This window comes from Streptomyces sp. NPDC090032 (genome assembly GCF_044748025.1).
Lineage (GTDB): Bacteria > Actinomycetota > Actinomycetes > Streptomycetales > Streptomycetaceae > Streptomyces.
This window is the reverse complement of the sequence record NZ_JBIVFF010000012.1, coordinates 61,751-80,223: the sequence shown is the minus strand read 5'-3', so window position 1 is coordinate 80,223 and position 18,473 is coordinate 61,751. Positions and strand designations below refer to the sequence as shown.

At 70.0% G+C, this 18,473-nt stretch carries 19 protein-coding genes; 7 read left to right on the top strand and 12 right to left on the bottom strand.

Translation table 11 applies throughout. From position 1 onward, the window contains the following. Positions 1–6: 6 nt before the first annotated feature. The 5 genes from ACIPWY_RS28240 to ACIPWY_RS28220 form a co-directional block, all read right to left on the bottom strand. Positions 7–696 carry a TetR family transcriptional regulator gene (locus tag ACIPWY_RS28240; RefSeq protein ID WP_362904471.1) on the bottom strand — a complete coding sequence of 230 codons (690 nt, stop codon included), beginning with the start codon at positions 694–696 and terminating at the stop codon, positions 7–9. A 114-nt stretch (positions 697–810) separates the two neighbouring features. Beyond that, complete coding sequence (locus ACIPWY_RS28235) at positions 811–1,320, bottom strand: DCC1-like thiol-disulfide oxidoreductase family protein (protein WP_362904473.1); 510 nt, start codon at positions 1,318–1,320, stop codon at positions 811–813. 5 nt (positions 1,321–1,325) lie between these two features. Further along, entirely contained in the window at positions 1,326–1,736 is a 411-nt protein-coding gene (locus ACIPWY_RS28230) for a hypothetical protein (RefSeq protein WP_362904356.1), read from the bottom strand. A gap of 133 nt (positions 1,737–1,869) precedes the next feature. Continuing rightward, complete coding sequence (locus ACIPWY_RS28225) at positions 1,870–2,271, bottom strand: VOC family protein (protein ID WP_362904358.1); 402 nt, start codon at positions 2,269–2,271, stop codon at positions 1,870–1,872. A gap of 44 nt (positions 2,272–2,315) precedes the next feature. Then, a complete protein-coding gene (locus ACIPWY_RS28220; RefSeq protein WP_393703500.1) occupies positions 2,316–3,245 on the bottom strand; it encodes an SMP-30/gluconolactonase/LRE family protein in 930 nt (309 codons plus the stop codon). A gap of 134 nt (positions 3,246–3,379) precedes the next feature. On the opposite strand from ACIPWY_RS28220, the gene ACIPWY_RS28215 reads away from it, so the two are divergent. Further along, a complete protein-coding gene (locus ACIPWY_RS28215; RefSeq protein WP_362904475.1) occupies positions 3,380–3,820 on the top strand; it encodes an Lrp/AsnC family transcriptional regulator in 441 nt (146 codons plus the stop codon). 91 nt (positions 3,821–3,911) lie between these two features. On the opposite strand, the gene ACIPWY_RS28210 is transcribed toward ACIPWY_RS28215, so the two are convergent. The 5 genes from ACIPWY_RS28210 to ACIPWY_RS28190 form a co-directional block, all read right to left on the bottom strand. After that, positions 3,912–4,676 carry a succinate dehydrogenase iron-sulfur subunit gene (locus tag ACIPWY_RS28210; protein ID WP_100594761.1) on the bottom strand — a complete coding sequence of 255 codons (765 nt, stop codon included), beginning with the start codon at positions 4,674–4,676 and terminating at the stop codon, positions 3,912–3,914. Beyond that, complete coding sequence (gene sdhA / locus ACIPWY_RS28205; RefSeq protein ID WP_362904362.1) at positions 4,676–6,430, bottom strand: succinate dehydrogenase flavoprotein subunit; 1,755 nt, start codon at positions 6,428–6,430, stop codon at positions 4,676–4,678. Before sdhA ends, ACIPWY_RS28210 begins: the two co-directional genes overlap by 1 nt. A gap of 23 nt (positions 6,431–6,453) precedes the next feature. Further along, a complete protein-coding gene (locus ACIPWY_RS28200) occupies positions 6,454–6,942 on the bottom strand; it encodes a succinate dehydrogenase hydrophobic membrane anchor subunit (protein ID WP_362904364.1) in 489 nt (162 codons plus the stop codon). An 8-nt stretch (positions 6,943–6,950) separates the two neighbouring features. Further along, complete coding sequence (gene sdhC / locus ACIPWY_RS28195; RefSeq protein ID WP_100594758.1) at positions 6,951–7,331, bottom strand: succinate dehydrogenase, cytochrome b556 subunit; 381 nt, start codon at positions 7,329–7,331, stop codon at positions 6,951–6,953. 149 nt (positions 7,332–7,480) lie between these two features. Beyond that, positions 7,481–8,050, bottom strand: a complete 570-nt coding sequence (locus tag ACIPWY_RS28190; RefSeq protein ID WP_362904366.1) for a 2-oxo-4-hydroxy-4-carboxy-5-ureidoimidazoline decarboxylase — start codon at positions 8,048–8,050, stop codon at positions 7,481–7,483. 381 nt (positions 8,051–8,431) lie between these two features. Here ACIPWY_RS28190 and ACIPWY_RS28185 point away from each other — a divergent pair, with 381 nt between their 5' ends. The 4 genes from ACIPWY_RS28185 (at position 8,432) to ACIPWY_RS28170 (ending at position 12,107) form a co-directional block, all read left to right on the top strand. Beyond that, positions 8,432–10,045, top strand: coding sequence for a glycoside hydrolase family 20 protein (locus ACIPWY_RS28185; protein WP_401535575.1), 1,614 nt, complete (start codon positions 8,432–8,434; stop codon positions 10,043–10,045). Positions 10,046–10,161: 116 nt separating this feature from the next. Continuing rightward, positions 10,162–10,863: a DUF4328 domain-containing protein gene (locus ACIPWY_RS28180; RefSeq protein ID WP_401535573.1), complete on the top strand. Its 702-nt coding sequence runs from the start codon at positions 10,162–10,164 to the stop codon at positions 10,861–10,863. A gap of 101 nt (positions 10,864–10,964) precedes the next feature. Then, positions 10,965–11,474 (top strand): hypothetical protein, encoded by a 510-nt coding sequence (locus tag ACIPWY_RS28175; RefSeq protein ID WP_362904372.1) that lies wholly within the window; start codon positions 10,965–10,967, stop codon positions 11,472–11,474. A 75-nt stretch (positions 11,475–11,549) separates the two neighbouring features. Continuing rightward, a complete protein-coding gene (locus ACIPWY_RS28170; protein ID WP_362904374.1) occupies positions 11,550–12,107 on the top strand; it encodes a hypothetical protein in 558 nt (185 codons plus the stop codon). Positions 12,108–12,358: 251 nt separating this feature from the next. Here ACIPWY_RS28170 and ACIPWY_RS28165 read toward each other — a convergent pair whose 3' ends face one another. Beyond that, a complete protein-coding gene (locus ACIPWY_RS28165) occupies positions 12,359–15,031 on the bottom strand; it encodes an FG-GAP-like repeat-containing protein (protein WP_401535570.1) in 2,673 nt (890 codons plus the stop codon). Between the two features lie 338 nt (positions 15,032–15,369). Here ACIPWY_RS28165 and ACIPWY_RS28160 point away from each other — a divergent pair, with 338 nt between their 5' ends. Then, positions 15,370–15,903 (top strand): SMI1/KNR4 family protein, encoded by a 534-nt coding sequence (locus ACIPWY_RS28160; protein ID WP_401535568.1) that lies wholly within the window; start codon positions 15,370–15,372, stop codon positions 15,901–15,903. A 218-nt stretch (positions 15,904–16,121) separates the two neighbouring features. Here the strand turns inward: ACIPWY_RS28160 and ACIPWY_RS28155 are convergent, their stop codons facing one another. Then, on the bottom strand, positions 16,122–17,126 hold the full coding sequence (locus tag ACIPWY_RS28155; RefSeq protein WP_401535565.1) for an ArsR/SmtB family transcription factor: 1,005 nt from the start codon (positions 17,124–17,126) through the stop codon (positions 16,122–16,124). A 72-nt stretch (positions 17,127–17,198) separates the two neighbouring features. On the opposite strand from ACIPWY_RS28155, the gene ACIPWY_RS28150 reads away from it, so the two are divergent. Beyond that, positions 17,199–18,398: an MFS transporter gene (locus tag ACIPWY_RS28150; protein ID WP_401535563.1), complete on the top strand. Its 1,200-nt coding sequence runs from the start codon at positions 17,199–17,201 to the stop codon at positions 18,396–18,398. Positions 18,399–18,473: the final 75 nt, after the last annotated feature.

Sequence of the window (18,473 nt, the reverse complement as noted above, 5' to 3'; positions counted from 1 at the left end):
CGAAGATCAGCCCGCCCCGTTCCCCGCCCCGTTCCCCTTCTCCCGAGCCGCCGTAGACGCCTCCGTCATCCCCGGCAGGAAGTCGGTGAACAGCTCGTGCACCTCGAGGACGAGCGGCCGAAGCACCCGGAACCGGGCGAGGGCGACCCCGCGCGTCGTCAGGCGTGCCCCCCTTTCGGCGAGGCGCCGGCTGCGCTGCCGGTCCTCGGAGCTGTCGAAGACCCAGTACAGGACGAGCCCCATCTGGGAGAGCCACATCAACTCCGGCAGGATCGCCGCGAGTTCGGCCGGGACCTTCGCCTTCGAGCCGGCCAGCACCTCGCGGTGGACGTCGATCGCCGTCTCGCGGGCGTGCTCCGACTCGGGCGAGAAGGGGCTGAGCGGGCTGGTCGGGTCCGCGGCGGTCTTGAAGAACTGGGCCGCGAACTCGTGGTACGGCTCCGCGATGTCCAGCCAGGCGCGCAGCACCCCGGCGAGCCGCTTCTCCAGGTCGGTCTCCCGGTCGAGCACGGGTCGGACGGCCGCCCGGTGCTCCGCGGCGATCTGGTCGTAGAACCCCTGGATGAGGTGTTCCTTGCCGGCGAAGTAGTAGTACGCGTTGCCGACGGAGACCCCCGCCTCCTTGGCGATGGCCCGCATCGTCGTCTTGTCGTAGCCCCGCTCCCGGAACATCCGCATCGCGGTCTCCAGGATCAGCGCCCGCGTCTGCTCACTCTTGGCGGGACTTTTCGCGGAGCTCGCGGCGGGGCTCGTGGCAGGACTCTTCGCAGCGCTGTCGGGGGTCTCTTTCTCTGCTGGCACGCTCAGAGCCTAATCGGGCACGTGGCAGCCACTGTCGCAGGCCGCGGGGCCGTAGTAGGTCCAGCCGTCGACGCGGTCGTAAGTCCAGCCGTCCGCCCTGCGGTACGCGCCGCCGCCGGCCTTCCTGACCTGCTGGTCCCGGTGGGCCTGGCGGTACTTGGCGGCGCCGAGGACCGCTGCGCGCGCCAGCCGGGCGCCCGCGGGGGTGCTGAACTTGTGGGACAGGGGCCGGTACTCGGACAGGGCCCACAGGGTGACGACCCAGGCGGCGGGACCCCGGTAGATCTGGCCGCTGTCGCCGACGAGCGTGATCTCCGAGAGCGTGGAGACGTGGTCGATCCCGGGGCAGCGGCGCCGGGCCTCTTCGGAACCGGCAGGCACCAGGTCGAGCGGGACGAGCTGCCGCTGCCGGGCGAGCCAGTTCCGCAGGAACGTGCAGAGCGGGCACTGGGCGTCGTAGAGGAGGACGAGCCGGCGGACCGGGGCCCCCGTGGTGCCCCGGTCCGCGACCTCGCTCATCGCCGTCACGCCCCGGCCACCGGCGGCGCGGCCCAGCCCTGCGGGGGAACGGGCGGCTGCTGCTCCCGCTCCATCACGCCCCGCCGCCGGATCTTGTTGAGCACCCACACGTTCCCCAGGTGCATGACGCCGAGCACGAGGAGCACCACGCCGAGCTTCGTCGACAGGGCCTCGAAGATGCCGCGGGTGTCGGCGATGGTGTCGTCCCCGCTCAGGTAGAGCGCCACGAAGCCGAGGTTGACGAGGTAGAAGCCGACCACCAGCAGGTGGTTGACGGCGTCCGCGAGCTTCTCGTTCCCGTGCAGCACGTCGGCGAGGAAGATCTTCCCGTTACGGCTCAGGGTGCGCGCCACCCAGATGGTCAGGCTGATGCTGACGACGAGGTAGACGACGTATGCAACGACTGTGAGGTCCATTTCCCCACCCCTCCTTGAACGCGTTCAAAAACGCTGTCGAGAAGGACTCTAGACTTGTTTTTGAACATGTTCAAGCGAGGGTCGGCCGACGCCGGAGTCGGGCGGGATCAGCGGGGATCGGTGAACCCGGGCATCAACTCCTTGCCAGTTCAGGGCGCTTGAGATAGTCCGTGAGGCCGATGACGTTGCCCCAAGGGTCCGCGATCTCCACGACGTAGCCGGTGGAGGTCGAGAACGGCGGGTCGATGGACGGGATCCCGGCTTCCGTCAGTGCGCGGGCGGCGGCCTTGGCGTCGCGCACCTCAAGCCATACGCGCGGGCCCGGCCAGGGAGGCGGCCGGCGGCCGAAGTCCTCCTCCGCGCGCAGGAGTACGCCGGGTGTCTCCTTGCCGGCTTCGAGGAGCGCGATCCCGGCCTCGTCGAGGCGGAACTTCACACGGAAACCGGCCCGCTCGTAGAAGGAGACCGCCTCGCCGAGATCGCCGACGGGGAACAGCACGTTGTCGAAGCCGAGCAGCTCTAGCTCAAGTGACATTCCGTCAGATTAGCCATGTCCGGAGCGAACCGGACGGCACATCGTCAGCGGCGGATACGTGGCGCGCCGGTCACGGACGTCATCAGGGAGTACAGGGAGGTCGTCGCCGTGATGAACAGGATGTTGTTCTTGGGGCCGCCGAACGCGATGTTCGAGACCGGCTCCGGGACGTTGATGCGGCCGATCCGCGTGCCGTCCGGGTCGTAGCAGTGCACGCCGCCGTGCATGGCGGCGGCCCACAGCCGTCCGCCGTCGTCGAAGCGGATGTTGTCGAAGCGACCGTCGTCGCCGCTGGTCTCGGCGAAGACCTTGCCGTCGCTCAGGCTGTCGCCGTCGTCGAGTACGTCGAAGACGCGGATGCATCCGGCCCGGGTGTCGGAGACGTACAGCTGCCGCTCGTCGGGCGAGAAGACGAGGCCGTTCGGCGCCCCGAAGCCGTCGGCGACCTGGCGCACCTGGCCGGTGGCGGGGTCGATCCGGTAGACGTTGTTGGCGCCGATCTCGGACTCGGCGCGGAAGCCCTCGTAGTCGCTGGTGATCCCGAAGTCCGGGTCGGAGAACCAGACCGAGCCGTCGGAGCGCACCACCGCGTCGTTCGGGCTGTTGAGCCGCTTGCCCTCGAAGCGGTCGGCGAGGACGGTGACGCGCCCGTCGGCCTCGGTGCGGGTGACGCGGCGGCCGCCCTGCTCCGCGCTGATGAGGCGTCCCTCGCGGTCGAGGGTGTTGCCGTTGGTGTGCCCGGCGGGGGCGCGGAAGAGGCTGACCGCGCCGGTCAGTTCGTCCCAGCGCAGCAGGCGGTCGTTGGGGATGTCGCTCCAGATGAGCTGACGCCAGGCGGGCAGGTAGACGGGGCCTTCGGCCCAACGGCTGCCCGTGTGCAGGGTGGTGAGGCTGTCGTCCCCGAAGGCGCACCGTCCGGTGCGGAAGCGCTCGTCCAGAATCTCGTACACGCTGGGCTGGTTCTGGCCAGACATGATTATCCCCCAAGAACTGTAGGCCGAATGACATCCTGTCGTACGGGACTATGGCAGAACGGGATACGGTTACGCCATGGTCGGCGGAGTGAGAGCGAGAAGCGGAGTGAGAGCGGGAGTGGGGCACAGTGGCTGTGGATGACATGGACCGGAAGCTGGTCGCGCTGCTTCAGCGGGACGCGACGACGGCGTACGCGGCGCTCGGCAAGGAGGTCGGCCTCTCGGCGGGCGCGGCCCACGAGCGGGTGCGCAAGCTGCGCGAGCGGGGCGTGATCCGGAGGACGACCGTCGACGTGGACCCGGCCGCGCTCGGGCAGGGCGTGCTCGCCTTCGTGATGGTCGAGTCGTCGTCCTGGATGGGCGAGTCGGCTGGGGAGTTCGCCGCGATCCCCGAGATCCAGGAGGCGCACGTGATCGCCGGCAGTGCTTCGGTCCTGGTGAAGGTGCGCACGCAGACCACGCAGCAACTCCAGGACGTACTGCGGCGGTTGTACGCGATCGAGGGCGTCAGCGGAACACAGGCGACGGTGGCCCTGGAGACGTTCTTCGAGCGCCCTGTGGCAGCAGGCCCGTGACAGCAGGCCCGTGACGCACCGAGGGCCCCGCCCCCGGTGCGAAACCGGAAGCGGGGCCCTCAGGGTTGTGCGGGATGTACGACCGGGAAGGTCAGTAGCGGCGCGTGATCAGCGCGCGCTTGACTTCCTGGATCGCCTTGGTGACCTCGATACCGCGCGGGCAGGCGTCCGTGCAGTTGAACGTCGTGCGGCAACGCCACACGCCGTCCTTGTCGTTGAGGATCTCCAGGCGCTGCTCGCCCGCCTCGTCACGCGAGTCGAAGATGAAGCGGTGCGCGTTGACGATCGCCGCCGGGCCGAAGTACTGGCCGTCGTTCCAGAACACCGGGCACGAGGACGTGCACGCGGCGCACAGGATGCACTTGGTCGTGTCGTCGAAGCGCTCGCGGTCCTCGGCGGACTGCAGACGCTCACGCGTCGGCTCGTTGCCCGTCGTGATCAGGAACGGCATGACGTCCCGGTACGCCTGGAAGAACGGGTCCATGTCGACCACGAGGTCCTTGAGGACCGTGAGGCCCTTGATGGCCTCGACCGTGATCGGCTTCTCCGGGCTGATGTCCTTGATCAGCGTCTTGCAGGCCAGGCGGTTGCGGCCGTTGATGCGCATGGCATCCGAGCCGCAGATGCCGTGCGCGCAGGAGCGCCGGAAGGTCAGCGAGCCGTCGAGCTCCCACTTGATCTTGTGGAGGGCGTCGAGGACGCGCTCCTTCGGATCGATGTCGAGCTGGAAGTCCTCCCAGACCGCGTCCGCGGAGACCTCCGGGTTGAACCGGCGGATGCGGAAGGTGACCGTGATGAGGTGCGAGCCGTTGTCCGCCTCGAGAGCCTCGAGCTTGTCCATGGTCGGGGTAGCCATCAGTACTTACGCTCCATCGGCTGGTAGCGGGTCTGGACGACCGGCTTGTAGTCCAGACGGATGGACTCGGAGCCGTCGTCGCCGACCTCGCGGTACGCCATGGTGTGGCGCATGAAGTTGACGTCGTCGCGGTTCGGGAAGTCCTCGCGGTAGTGGCCGCCGCGGGACTCCTTGCGCGCCAGGGCGGAGGTCGCCATGACCTCGGCCAGGTCGAGTAGGTTGCCCAGCTCGATGGCCTCCAGGAGGTCGGTGTTGAACCGCTTGCCCTTGTCCTGGATCGAGACGTTCTTGTACCGCTCGCGCAGCTCGGCGATCTTCTCGACCGCCGTCTTGATCGTCTGCTCGGTGCGGAACACCATCACGTTGGCGTCCATGCACTCCTGGAGCTCGTTGCGGATCACCGCTACGCGCTCGGTGCCCGTGGAGTTGCGCAGGCGCTCGACGGTCTCGACGACGAGGGACTCCGGGTTCTCCGGGAGCGCCACGTAGTCGTTCTTGGCCGAGTACTCGGCGGCCGCGATGCCCGCACGACGTCCGAAGACGTTGATGTCGAGCAGCGAGTTGGTGCCGAGGCGGTTGGCGCCGTGCACGGACACGCAGGCGACCTCGCCGGCGGCGTACAGACCGGGGACGACGGTGGTGTTGTCCGAGAGGACCTCACCCTCGACGTTCGTCGGGATGCCGCCCATGGCGTAGTGCGCGGTCGGCTGGATCGGGATCGGGTCCGTGTAGGGCTCGATGCCGAGGTACGTGCGCGCGAACTCCGTGATGTCCGGGAGCTTGGCGTCGAGCTGCTCCGGCGGGAGGTGCGTGAGGTCGAGGTAGACGTGGTCGCCCTCGGGACCGCAGCCGCGGCCCTCACGGATCTCCGTGTAGATGGAGCGGGACACGACGTCACGGGACGCGAGGTCCTTCATGACGGGCGCGTACTTCTCCATGAAGCGCTCGCCGTCCTTGTTGCGGAGGATGCCGCCCTCACCGCGGGCGCCCTCCGTGAGAAGGATGCCCATGCGCCAGATGCCGGTCGGGTGGAACTGGAAGAACTCCATGTCCTCCAGCGGCAGACCGCGCCGGTAGCAGGCCGCCTGGCCGTCACCGGTCAGGGTGTGCGCGTTCGACGTCACCTTGAAGAACTTGCCGGTGCCGCCCGAGGCGTAGATGACCGACTTGGCCTGGAAGATGTGGATCTCGCCGGTCGCCAGCTCGTACGCGACGACACCGGCGGAGTGCTTGACCCCGTCGATCTCGGTGATGAGCTGGTCCAGGACGTAGAACTCGTTGAAGAACTCCACGCCCTCCTTCACGCAGTTCTGATACAGCGTCTGAAGGATCATGTGGCCGGTGCGGTCCGCGGCGTAGCAGGACCGGCGGACCGGGGCCTCGCCGTGGTTGCGCGAGTGGCCGCCGAAGCGGCGCTGGTCGATGGTGCCGTCCGGGGTGCGGTTGAACGGCAGGCCCATCTTCTCCAGGTCGAGGACGGAGTCGATGGCCTCCTTCGCGAGGATCTCGGCGGCGTCCTGGTCGACCAGGTAGTCACCGCCCTTGATCGTGTCGAAGGTGTGCCACTCCCAGTTGTCCTCTTCCACGTTGGCGAGCGCGGCGGCCATGCCGCCCTGCGCCGCGCCCGTGTGGGAGCGGGTGGGGTAGAGCTTCGTCAGGACGGCGGTGCGGCTGCGCTTCGTCGACTCGATGGCCGCGCGCATGCCCGCGCCGCCGGCGCCGACGATGACGGTGTCGTACTTGTGGATCTTCATGAGTGGTTACCTCAGCCCCGTGCCTATCGGATGTTCGGGTCGAAGGTGAAGATCACCAGCGTGCCCAGCAGGATCGTGAACACCGTGGCGGTGTACAGGAGGCCCTTCAGCCACAGGCGCGTGTTCGGGCGCTCGGCGTAGTCGTTGATGACCGTACGCAGGCCGTTCGCGCCGTGCAGCATCGCCAGCCACAGCATCAGGAGGTCCCAGCCCTGCCAGAACGGCGAGGCCCAGCGGCCCGCGACGAACGCGAAGCCGATCTTGCTCACGCCGCCGTCGAGGACGAGCTGGATGAGCAGGTGGCCGAGGACCAGGACGACGAGGACGACGCCGGACAGGCGCATGAAGAGCCATGCGGCCATCTCGAAGTTGCCGCGCGTCGAGCGCGGGGTCTTCGAGGTGCGCTTGCGGGGGGCCTCGATGACGGGGGCCGGGTTGTCGACGTCGTAGAGGGCGACGACCTCGACGGGTCCGACGCCGGGCGTCTTCGCAGGGGTGGTGTCAGCAGACATGTCTGGCGTCAGCTCCCGAAGAGTTCACGGACGGCGTGGCCGAGGACCGGGTAGAGCGCGCCCACCATCAGCACGACCCAGATGCCGACGACGGTCCAGAGCATCTGCTTCTGGTAGCGCGGCCCCTTCGACCAGAAGTCGACGGCGATGACACGCAGGCCGTTGAGCGCGTGGAAGAGGATGGCGGCGACGAGGCCGTACTCGAGGAGCGCGACGATCGGCGTCTTGTAGGTGGAAACGACGTCGTCGTACGACTCGGGGGAGACGCGGACGAGAGCGGTGTCCAGGACGTGTACGAACAGGAAGAAGAAAATGAGGACACCGGTGACTCGATGAGCCACCCACGACCACATGCCTTCCCGGCCGCGGTACAGCGTTCCAGCCGGCACGGAAGAACCCTCCGGGAGCGGGGATTGGGGCCGCGCCGGCTTCTCTGTCGGTCGGGCCCGGCCGGGTACGGTCCACCGGCCGCTCGTCATCGTATCGACGAGTTGTCGGCTCGCTCGCCCGGGGGCCGCCGGTGTGATCAAACAGGCAATCAAACAGCCACGTACGGGCTATCGGATGCACTGTCGGGACGCCCGGAATCCGCTGGTTCCTGCGGGTCTATCGCTTCCTGGGGCTCTGAACGGGCGCCGAGTGACCGTACGAGCCGGGCGAGTCGTCCCCGGGCGAGTCGGCGCAGTTCGTCCCAGGACAGGACGCGCTCCTCCTCGGGATCGTTGCCAAGGCGTGACCGGATTCCGGCCAGAAGCTGGTCGAGGGCCTCGTCGGGCCCGTAGCCGTCGAGGCAGATCACGAACGCGTGACCGAAGCGGCTCTCGTACGCGCAGTGCGCGGCGCCGAGCGCGGTGTGCGCGACGGAGTACGAGCCGTGCGGCGGCAGGGGGAGCGTCTCGCGGGCCAGGGCCTCGTCGAGGTCGGCCGGCGCGAAGTCGTAGACCGCCTCATCGGCCGCGGCGAGCAGCGCGCCGAGGTCCGGGTAGGGCCGGTGGGCGACGAGGCGGTGGGCCCAGTGGAGTGAACCGCAGCAGGTCAGGAGAGCGCGCTCGGCCTCGGCCGCGGGCAGCGTGTTGAACCGCGTGAGGCCGTGCGGGGACGACTGCATGGGCGACGAACGCCCTGGTGAGGACTGCACCGGTAGGGCGGCATGTCCGGGGAGGCGGGAGAAACGATGCGAAGGCAGCGTGCGCTCCTCGGCGAGACGTGGGACGTGACTGGCCTGACACTGGGACGAGATGTGAGTCAGGAGTTTCACGGGACATGTGGTGAGGGTGTGACGGATGCGCGTCCACGCTAGCGATCCGGGCCAGGAGCTGTCTGGCGGATGCACCGATTTCACCCGGACGGGAGAGTTTGGGGGCGTGTGGTGGACAGGAGGTCGGGGGAACGGGGCCGTACGGTCACCCGTACGGTCACCTCCCAGGACGCGGAATTCGATGTCGAGGTTGCTGTCGAGGTAGCTGTCGAAACCGGAGGGCGGTCACTGATGGGTACGCGGAACCGAGCGAAGATCGGTGCGGGAGTCGTCACGGCGGGGACGGTCGCGCTGACCATGGTCCTCGGCGGCTGCGCCGGCGGCGGGGGCGGCACCGGCGCATCCCGTGCCGAGTCCCCCTCCGACGGAAAGACCGCGTCCCCGGCCTCGGCCCGGACATCGGCGGAGCCCTCGCCCTCGAAGTCGTACGCCCTGTCAAAGGCCCCGCAGACCATCCCCTCCGTGCGCGACTTCACGGCCGCGCGCGGGCCCGGGTGGCGCCCCGCCGGCGGCCGCGTCGTCATCGGGGACGAGAAGCTCTCCGACGAGGGCAAGCTCATCGCCGACGAGCTGAAGCTGAAGTACGCGGGCAAGGTCAAGGCCGGCGCCGGTGACGTGGAGCTGGCGCTCGGCGGGAGCGGGAACCAGGAGTCGTACACGATGACCGTCCAGGACGGTCGGGTGCGGATCGTGGGGCCGGGTGACGCGGGTGTCTTCTACGGCACGCGCACGCTCAAGCAGGAGGTGCACGGCGGGGGGACCGCGCCGGAGGGCGTCGTGAAGGACGCGCCCGCGAAGCCGCAGCGCGGATTCATGGTGGACATCGCGCGCAAGCACTTCACGGCCGGGTGGATCAAGGACCGGATCCGGGAGATCGGCGACCTGAAGTACAACCAGTTCGGTCTGCACTTCTCCGACGACCAGGCCTTCCGCATCCAGTCGGACTCGCACCCCGAGATCGTCTCGCCCGACCACCTCACCAAGGCGCAGGTCCGCGAGATCGTCTCGCTCGCCGCCGAGCGGCACATCACCGTGATCCCCGAGATCGACTCGCCCGGACACCTCGGCGCCGTGATCGCGGCGCACCCCGAGCTCCAGCTGCGGAACACGGCAGGGGCCGCGACGCGCGGCGCCGTCGACATCTCGAACCCCGAGTCCGCGAAGATCGTCGACGATCTGCTGCGTGAGTACGCTCCCCTCTTCCCCGGCGCCTTCTGGCACCTCGGCGGCGACGAGTACCAGGCCCTGACGGTGAAGAACCCCGAGGCTTCCTTCCCGCAGCTCGCGGCCGCCGCCAAGAAGAAGTACGGGGCGAACGCGACGGTCGCCGACCTCACGACGGGCTGGCTGAACGACCGGGCCGCCACGATGAAGCCGTTCAACCGCTCCCTCAAGGCGTGGAACGACGGGTTCTTCCGGGGTGGTGTCGTCCAGGCCGACAAGAACCTCGAGGTCGCGTACTGGACCGGCAAGGAGATCGGGGCGCGCCCGCCGGAGGAGTACCTGGCCGAGGGCCGCAAGATGACCAACTACAACGACGAGTACCTCTACTACGTCCTCGGTCAGCCCAACGACTTCGTGTACCCGACCGGGCAGCGGATCTACGAGAGCTGGACCCCGCTCGTCGTGCGCGGCACGACGCCGGTGCCCGCGAAGTACGACAGCCAGATCCTGGGCGGCACGTTCGCCGTGTGGAGCGACCTGGCGAACTCCCAGACGCAGGCGCAGGTCGCGCAGGGCATTCGCCTGCCGCTGGCGGCCACGATCCAGAAGCTCTGGTACCCGGGCAAGCCTCCGCTGACGTGGCCCCAGTTCGTGGCGCTCGCGAACCGGCTGGGGTCGTGAGCGGCTGAGCAGTGGACAGCACGGTGGCTCGAACCGTATGTTCCGCTGGCCGGTGATCGACGCGCTCTGGGGAGATGCGCGCGACCGGCTCACCTTGAACCCGTGGGGGGTCCGTCGTGTCCACAAGTTTTGCCGTGCTCAAGTCGCCGGTCGGTGTCTCGAAGGCTGTCGTCGTCCTGCTGGGGGTGACGGCCGCGATCGACCTGTTCGCGCTGTGGGTGGGGTTCGAGCAGCGCAGTCTCGCGGCGGACTTCGTGGCCGGGCACTTCTCGGCGGGCAATGAGGCGGACGCCGACCGCATCGACTCGCTGTACTCGGCGGCGGGCGTCGCGCAGCTGTGTGCCCTGGTGGCGACCGCGGTCGTCTTCATCGTGTGGTTCCGGCGGGTGCGCATCAACGCCGAGGTGTTCCGGCCCGACGGGCACAGCAGGTCGCGTGGCTGGGCTTCCTGGGGCTGGTTCGTGCCCGTCGTGAACCTGTGGGCGCCGCGCCAGGTCGCCACCGACACCTGGGACGCCAGCGTTCCGGAGGCCGGCCTGATCCCGCAGAAGCACGCGCACATGGTCATCAACCGCTGGTGGTCGCTGTGGCTGGTGAGCAATGTCATCGGCCGCTTGGCGGGCAGCCAGTACGACAGGGCCGAAAGCATCGGCGAGATCAAGACGGCCACGGAGATGCTGATGCTCTCCGACGCGCTCGACATCGCCGCCGCCGTCGCGGCCGTCCTGTTCGTTCGCTCCCTGACCCGCATGCAGAACGAGAAGGCCCTCCGAGGACCCGCGCCCGACCCGGAGCCCTTCGGCCACGGTCCGGCGTAATCGCCGGATCTGGGTTTTCGGTGGCGCGTTCGCGGATGGCTGTGGTGTATTCGGCCCGAGCCGAGATCAGCCGTTTTCGAAGGCACCGGGGGGACACCGGCATGGGTTACTGGGGCTATTACGTCGTGGCCAGGAGTGAGCGGCCGCTCGCCGAACTCGACGCTCTGGGCGGGGCGCGGGACGGGCTCACCCTCCTGGAGCGGCGGGCCGACGGCTGGCAGGTCTGGGAGTGCCCCGACGGCGGGGGCCGGCGCCACGACGTCGGCAGCATGAACGCGCTGGCCGCCGAGACCGGCGCGCCCGCCCTCTTCGGATACGTCATGGACAGCGACTGCGTCGTCATCGAGGCGGCCGCGCCCCAGAGCGGCGCGTGGACGACCTGTCTGGCGCGCGAGGCCATGGCCGGATACCTCTCCGAGGACGAACTGACCCTGGAGGACTACTTCCTGGAGCCCGCCGACGCCGCGCGGCGGGCGGTCGCGTGGGCCGCGGAGTGCGGCCGCACCGTCGAGCCGGGTCCGCTCGCCGACGTCCTGGGCCAGGACCCCGACCCGTTCGCCGAGCCCCTCTTCTTCCGCTTCCTGGACCGGCTCGGCGTCGCGCCCCTGTGACGTTCCTGCGTCCCGGCACGCAGTAGAGCCCAGTAGGGACGAAATGCCGGGTGGGCAGGGGAAAGGGCGTACTTCATGAGCCTGGTGGAGCTGATCGCGCAGGCCGATGAGCGGGGTCTCGCGGCCAGCGGTCTCGCCTGCCTCGACCGCTGCGTGCCGCTGCTGGGAGCCGAGGACGACGAGGTGCTGCGCCCGCTGTGGGGCAGCCTCGCCGAGGGCGGCCCCGAGTGGGGCGACTGCCTGGCGCAGGCGCGGGCCGCGATCCCGTCCGGGCCGGACGACGCCGCGGACGAGGCGTCCGGGCTCGCCCGGCGCATGCTGGACGCCGTGCCGGACACCCCGTCGGCACCCGCGCTGCGCGAGTGGGCCGACGCCTGCTCGGTCGGCGCGCTGCAGATCCACCGCATGCTGGACACGATGGAGGACAGCGAGGGCTCGGTACGGTCCCGGCGTGAGGGCCGCACGGACGGCATGTCTCCGCTGGTGGCGGCCGAACTGCGGCGTCAGATCAGGATCCTGGAGCTGCTCGCGGGCCGGGGCGCGGGCGGTCTGCGCCAGGCGCTCGACGTGTCGACGGAGGGCCGGCGCATCCTGCGGGCCGTCGTGTCGCGGCGGGCGCGGGGCCGCGTCTGATGCACCGGGTCTCCGGGCCCGCCGCAAGGCCCTGAACGGAACCGGGCCCGGCCGCCCCCTCCTGCGGTCGGGTCCGCTTCCGTGGAAGGTAGTGAGTAACCCATTCGGGCGCGGCGGCGCAAGTGCGGGCGCAAAGCGGACAAGGCGCGAGGGCGCCCCGCCCCCGACCGAAACGGCCCTCGCCGCGCGGTTCCCCGGGTGTCGGGAGCCGCGCGGCGAGAGGTTCTGCAGGTGGTGCCGGGTACGTGGTGCTACGGCGCCAGCGTGGTGCCCAGGTGGGCGCCGGCCGGGGTGCCGAGCTGCGTCAGGCCGATGTACTTGGACGTCGACAGGCCGAGACCCGTGCTGTTGCTGGGGACGTACAGGAGCGTGCCGTTGCCGGCGTCCTCGCCCGCGGCGCCGATCACCAGGTCCGCGCGGCCGAAGCCGGTCAGGTCGGTGAGGGAAACGGCGGAGCCCAGGTTGTCGTTGGTCTCCGTCGAGCCGGGGACACCGGGTTCGTCCTGCGAGACCGCGAGCGATCCGGTGCCGGTGAGACCGGTCGACGAGCCCTTGAACAGCAGCGACGTGCCAGCGTTGGAACGGTTGCTGGTGCGGGTGATGTCCTCGTTCGGGGCGCCGGCCAGGACGTCCGCGTAGCCGTCGGCGTTGTAGTCGCCGACCGAGACGGAGGCGCCCAGGGCGTCGCCGGACTCGGCGGCGCCGGGGACGCCGGAGGTGGCCTGGTGGATGACCTTGGCGCCGGTGGCGGTGAGGCCCGTGCCCGCGGTGCCGTAGACGGCGGTGACCTGGCCGCCCGCGTACGCGCCGGACTCGGCGGTGTAGGGCTGGCCGATGACGATGTCGTCGACGCCGTTGCCGTTGATGTCGCCGGCGGCGATGGAGCGGCCGCCCTTCACGGTGAGGGTGCCGGCCTTGGTGAGCCCGTTCCGGCCGCCCTTGAACCAGACGACCCGGCCGATGGACGTCGAGTCGCGGTAGTTGAGCGCGACGTCCGCGTAGCCGTCCTTGTTGAAGTCGCCGCTGGTGGCGTCCTCGTAGGAGAGGGCCTTGTCGCCGCTGGTGATGTTGGAGCTGGACTCCTGGCCCTCGGCGTAGCGCGCGGTCCAGGTGCCGCCGGTGCCGGAGGAGGACGCGAAGACGTCCGCCTTGCCGTCGGCGTTGAAGTCGCCGACCGCCACGGCGGAGCCGTACTTGGCGCCGTTGGCGTAGAAGCCCTCGTCGAGGTTCATCTGCGAACCGGTCGTGAAGGACGGACCGTTCAGGATGGTGACGGCGCCGCGGTCGGCGTGCGACGACGTGTCGTCCTCGCCGGGCTGGCCGATCGCGAGGTCCGCGTAGCCGTCGCCGTTGATGTCACCGGTGGCCACGGCGGCGCCCCACTGGTCGCCGCCCTCACCGGCGCCGGGCACGCCCGGGCTGGACTGCGTGAGCGAGATCTTCTTGGCGCTGTCGGGGCCGCTCGCGCCGCCTGGCACGACGACGACGCGGCCGCCGCTGGAGGCGCTGGGCAGGCCGGTGACGAGGTCGCTGATGCCGTCGCGGTTCACGTCGGCGGTCGGGACGACGGAGCTGCGGCCCGCCCCGGCGGCGAAGGAGCGGATCGTGCCGAGCCGGTCCTCCAGCTGCTTGCCCGGGCACTCGGTGGCGTACGCGTCCAGGTGCCCGGAGATGGTGCGCAGCGTCGCGGTCTCACCGGTCTTGTAGACGCCGGTGTCGGCGGCGGCGACGAGGTTCACCGAGGCGTTCGGGTCGACGCCGTACTGGCCGAGCTTGTACGCGGCGACGCGCGCGGCGGACTCCATCGCGGCCCGCGAGGGCTTGGAGTTCACGAAGTTGCCGAGGACCGCGATGCCGGTCGAGTACGAGTTGAAGCCGTACGTGTGCGCGCCGAGGACGGGCTCGTCGATGCCGCCCTCGCGGCCCTCGAATATCTGGCCGCACTTGTCGACCAGGAAGTTGTAGCCGATGTCCTTCCACCCGTTGCCGTCCGGCGCCGGCTTCACGTGGTACGCGTAGTCGGCGCGGATCAGCTTGGCCGAGTCGGCGCAGCTGTAGTCGTTCGCGTCCACGGTGTGGTGGATGAAGACGGCCTGGATCTTGTCGATGTACTCCGGCGGGCTGTAGTTGACCGCGAGAGAGGTGTCCGGCTTCCACTCCGACCGCATGATCATCGGCGGCTGCTTCACCGTGGAGGGCGGGGCCGGGGGCTTGGTGGGCGTCGGCGACGGGCTGGGGCTCGCGCTCGCCGAGGCGGAGTCCGACGGGCTCGGGGAGCCGGCCGGAGCGGAGTCGCTGGGCGAGGCCGACGGCGAGGGGCTCTCCGAGGGGGAGTCCGAGGGAGCCGGCGAGGAGGGCTCGTCGAGGTCGGTGGTGTACGCCGCGTTCTGCGGCCCACCGGAGGCGCCGGATACCTGGGCAGCCTTGGCTTTCCTGGCCTCCTTCGAGGTGACGCCCGGGTCGACCATCGCCAGGGTGAGCCCCTTGGGCAGCGCGGTCGACGATCCGTCGGCGGCGACCACGCGCGCCTCGACGCCGTCCGAGGGCCCGACCCACCGGGACTCGGACATGCCCCGCACGCCGTGCTCGCTCTCGGCGGTGTCGGGGTCGGGCAGGTGCGAGTCCGTGTTCACGGACACCCAGTCGGTCCACTTCCCGGTCACGCTGCTGCGCGTGCGGACCTGGGCGGTGCCCTTGAGGTCGGCGCTCTGCTTGTCCCAGGTCACCCCGACCAGCGAGAACGGCTCGGTGCCGGTGCGCGGGAGCTCCCGCTTGCTGCTGCCGTCGGCCCGCAGCGCGGCGGAGCGCACCTTGACCGGCCGAGGAGTCGTCGCGGAGGGGCCGGAGCCACCGGATGCCTCCGGGCTGGCGACGGCGTAGGTCACCACACCCGCGCCACCGAGGACGACGGCCCCCACCGTCACCCAGGCCCTGCGCTTGAGACTCAGCGGTTTGTACGCATGTGATCTGCGCGCACGCGAATTTCGCGGGCTCAAATGCCCCACCCCTCGAAGAAGTTCACAAATGCCACACCCGTCACGCGGGTAGTTGTTCTCTTCAGCGATCGACCATCGGGAAACGTCACTGGTTGTGCGGTTGTGCTGCAGGTCACCTGGAATCCATCGGGAAATCGCCCCGTAATTACCTGTACGTCACCGGATCACCCACCCCCGCCCCCACCCCGTCCGCGCCCTGTCCGCGCTTAGGGTCGCGGAGTTCCTGGCCGTTCCAGGGGCACCCCACTCACCGAGAGTTGACGGACATGCTGAGGATCGAAGAGCTGGAGGCCGCGCTGCCGTCGATGACGCAGTGGCGCGTGGAAGCGGGGCGTAGCGTCGACTGGGCTGCCCTTGAGGCGGCCCTCGGGACGGCGCTGCCCTCGGACTATCGGGCCCTGGCGGAGGCGTACCCGGTACTGGTCATCGATGACTTCGTCATGGTGTCCGTACCGACGCCCGGTGCCGAGGTGGCGTGGGCGTCAGCGTCCAGGAACGACGAGATCCTTCAGGATCTGTACGAGATGGACGACACCGAGGGCTACGTTCCCTTCCCGCAGCCGGGAGGCCTGATCGGCTGGGCGGATTCCAATTCGGGGGACTCCTTCTACTGGAGGACGAGTCCTGTGGACCCGGACGCATGGCCGGTGGTCGTCCGCACGGACAACGCTGACTGGATCGAGTTCCCGGTCGGCGCCGTCGAGTTCCTGGCCGGCGTGTACGGGCGCACCATCGACGTGCCGGGCATGCCCAGGGATTTCCCCAGCGATTTCCCGAAGGTGCTGGGCCTGAGTGAGTGACCGCGTCGACTGATCGGCAACTGATCCGCAGGCGCATGTGAACAGCGATCGCCCCCAGGGTTTCTGGGGGGCGATCGCTGTTCAGTCCCCCTCCGGGGCTGACGCCGTCAGGGCCTCCGCGATCGTCGTCAGGTTGGCTCGTGCGTTCTTTGGAGAGTGCCGGGGCGGTCGGGGACCGGCGGGCTCGGGTCCGGGCCCGCGCCACCGGTCCTTGCCCGTCAGGCCTCGGTCCCACCTGCGGTGATGTCCCCGGTTCCGGCCCCCGACGCTTCCACCAGCACCTCCCCGGCCGGCGTCCGCACGTACAGCACCGACCGCCCGGCACGCCATCGCTCCACAAGGCCCGCGTCCAGCAGCACCCGCAGGTGCCTGCCCACCGACCCCAGCCCCTGCCCGGTCACGGCGACCAGCTGGGTCGTGCTCATGGGAGTTCCGAGGAGGACCAGCAATCCGGCCCGTGTGGTCCCGATGAGCGCGCCGAGCCCGGCCGGGACAGGTCGTCGGTCGTGGTCCTCGGCGAGCACCCCGAGGCACGGGTAGACGACGGCGTACCGCTCCCGTCGCTCCCATGACACCCAACTCGTCCTAGGCGTCACCGGCATGAACAGCAGGTCGGCCCCGGCGGCGATCTCCCGCGGCGGATTCATGTTCAGGTTGACCTGGAACCGGCTCCCCCCGAGCCACCGTGTCCCCGGCTTCAGCGAGTCAAGGACGGCCGCCCAGCCGCCCTCGCTCACGTGCGTGGTCCGCGCGACCATGTCGGCCTCGAGAACGCGCCGCCGCCGCTCCCAGTGCGGCCGTACGGTCTCCTGCCAGACGTACGTCAACAGCGCGGTCGCCCGCTCGGGCAGGTCGTCCCGATCCAGGGTGGCGGGGAGCGGGCCGTCGAGGCACACGCGGAGGTTGGCGCGGGCCTCCCCGGCCCCGGCCGCCCGCACCCGGGCCACGGTCTCCTCGAAACTCTCGCCCTCGCACGAGGTGGGGCAGAAGAAGTCGGCGATCCAGGACGTGCCGATGGCCACCTGTACGAGGAGTGCGGCCACCGGGTCGGCTGCCAGGCGCGCACGGTAGCCGGGCAGGTGTGTGCGCAGCCAGGCATCCTCGCCCGGATGGGCACCGGTCCCCGCGTGCAGCAGCTTCAGGCACGCGAAGGTCTCGGCGAACGGCGAGAGCACGAACCGGCTGCGGGCGAGGGTGTCCGCGTCGATCTGCCACAAGCCCATGCGTACGTACGACCTTTCGCGTATCGGCGAAACAGTAAACACGACCCCCAGTCCGCTCCCAGACTTCGATGCATGCGCAGCTACCGCACCCTGTTCCGCACGCCGGAGTTCACCCCGTTCCTGCTCTCCTTCGCCACTTTCGCCGCCGCCCAGACGATCGGCGGCCTGGCCCTGGGCACGCTGGTCTTCCGGGCCACCGGCTCCCCGTTCCTGTCGGCGGTGAGCATGTTCGGGCCGCAGCTGGCGCAGTTGCTGGGGAGCGCGTTCCTGCTCTCGGGCTCCGACCGACTGCCCCCGCGCGCGGTCCTGTCCGGCCTCGCCGTCGCCTTCGCGGCCGGCACGGCGGTCATCGCGCTGCCCGGTCTGCCGGTCTGGGCGGTGTTCGCCGTCGTACTCCTCCAGGGCCTGGTCGCGTCGCTGGGCGGGGGAGTGCGCGGAGGGCTGCTCAACGAGATCCTCCCGAAGGACGGCTATGTGCTCGGCCGTTCGGTGTTCAACATGCTCTGGGGCCTGACGCAGATGGCCGGTTTCGCGACGGGCGGCGTACTGCTCGCGCTCCTGTCCCCACGGACCTGCCTGCTCCTCGCGGCAGCGCTGTACGTGATGTCTGCCGTCGTCACCCGCTTCGGCCTCACGGCGCGGGCACCGCGTTCCGCCGGCCGCCCGTCCGTCGCGGCGACCTGGCGCACCAATGCCCTCCTGTGGTCCTCGCGCCCCCGCCGCCTCGCGTACCTGGGCCTGTGGGTCCCCAACGGCCTGGTGGTGGGCAGCGATTCGCTCTACGTCTCCTACGCTCCCGGAGCCGCCGGCACGCTGTACGCGGTCGGGGCGCTGGGCATGCTCGTGGGCGACATGGCGGTGGGCCGCCTGGTGCCGCCCGCGGTGCGCCCCCGTCTCGCGACCCCGCTGAGGCTGCTCCTCGCGGCTCCCTACCTGTTCTTCGTCCTGCGGCCGGGAGTGGCGCTGTCGGCGGTGGCCGTCACCGTTGCCTCCGTCGGTTTCGCCGCGAGCCTGGTCCTCCAGGAACGTCTGTTGTCCCTCACGCCGGACGACCTCGCGGGCCAGGCCCTCGGCCTGCACGCCACCGGCATGGCCGCCCTCCAAGGCATCGGCGCTGTCCTGGCGGGCACACTGGCCCAACTCGCCTCCCCGGCCACGGCGATGACGCTGATGGCGGCCGGTTCGGTCACCGTGACGCTGACTCTCGCGGCGCTGGGCAGGCGGGAGGAACGACGGCCGGCCGACCTACGTGAACCCGCCACTACGAATTAGGGCGTTCCTTACAGGCGCCCTAATGAGAGGAGCGTCCCGCCCCACTTCCGTCCGCCGAGTCTTCGATTCATGTGA

Coding starts and splice junctions, on each gene's coding strand:
- ACIPWY_RS28235 (WP_362904473.1), bottom strand. CDS start 1,320: ATGAGCGAGGTCGCGGACCGGGGCACCACGGGGGCCCCGGTCCGCCGG.
- ACIPWY_RS28230 (WP_362904356.1), bottom strand. CDS start 1,736: ATGGACCTCACAGTCGTTGCATACGTCGTCTACCTCGTCGTCAGCATC.
- ACIPWY_RS28225 (WP_362904358.1), bottom strand. CDS start 2,271: ATGTCACTTGAGCTAGAGCTGCTCGGCTTCGACAACGTGCTGTTCCCC.
- ACIPWY_RS28220 (WP_393703500.1), bottom strand. CDS start 3,245: ATGTCTGGCCAGAACCAGCCCAGCGTGTACGAGATTCTGGACGAGCGC.
- ACIPWY_RS28210 (WP_100594761.1), bottom strand. CDS start 4,676: ATGGCTACCCCGACCATGGACAAGCTCGAGGCTCTCGAGGCGGACAAC.
- sdhA (WP_362904362.1), bottom strand. CDS start 6,430: ATGAAGATCCACAAGTACGACACCGTCATCGTCGGCGCCGGCGGCGCG.
- ACIPWY_RS28200 (WP_362904364.1), bottom strand. CDS start 6,942: ATGTCTGCTGACACCACCCCTGCGAAGACGCCCGGCGTCGGACCCGTC.
- ACIPWY_RS28190 (WP_362904366.1), bottom strand. CDS start 8,050: ATGCAGTCGTCCCCGCACGGCCTCACGCGGTTCAACACGCTGCCCGCG.
- ACIPWY_RS28185 (WP_401535575.1), top strand. CDS start 8,432: ATGGGTACGCGGAACCGAGCGAAGATCGGTGCGGGAGTCGTCACGGCG.
- ACIPWY_RS28175 (WP_362904372.1), top strand. CDS start 10,965: ATGGGTTACTGGGGCTATTACGTCGTGGCCAGGAGTGAGCGGCCGCTC.
- ACIPWY_RS28170 (WP_362904374.1), top strand. CDS start 11,550: ATGAGCCTGGTGGAGCTGATCGCGCAGGCCGATGAGCGGGGTCTCGCG.
- ACIPWY_RS28160 (WP_401535568.1), top strand. CDS start 15,370: ATGCTGAGGATCGAAGAGCTGGAGGCCGCGCTGCCGTCGATGACGCAG.
- ACIPWY_RS28155 (WP_401535565.1), bottom strand. CDS start 17,126: ATGGGCTTGTGGCAGATCGACGCGGACACCCTCGCCCGCAGCCGGTTC.
- ACIPWY_RS28150 (WP_401535563.1), top strand. CDS start 17,199: ATGCGCAGCTACCGCACCCTGTTCCGCACGCCGGAGTTCACCCCGTTC.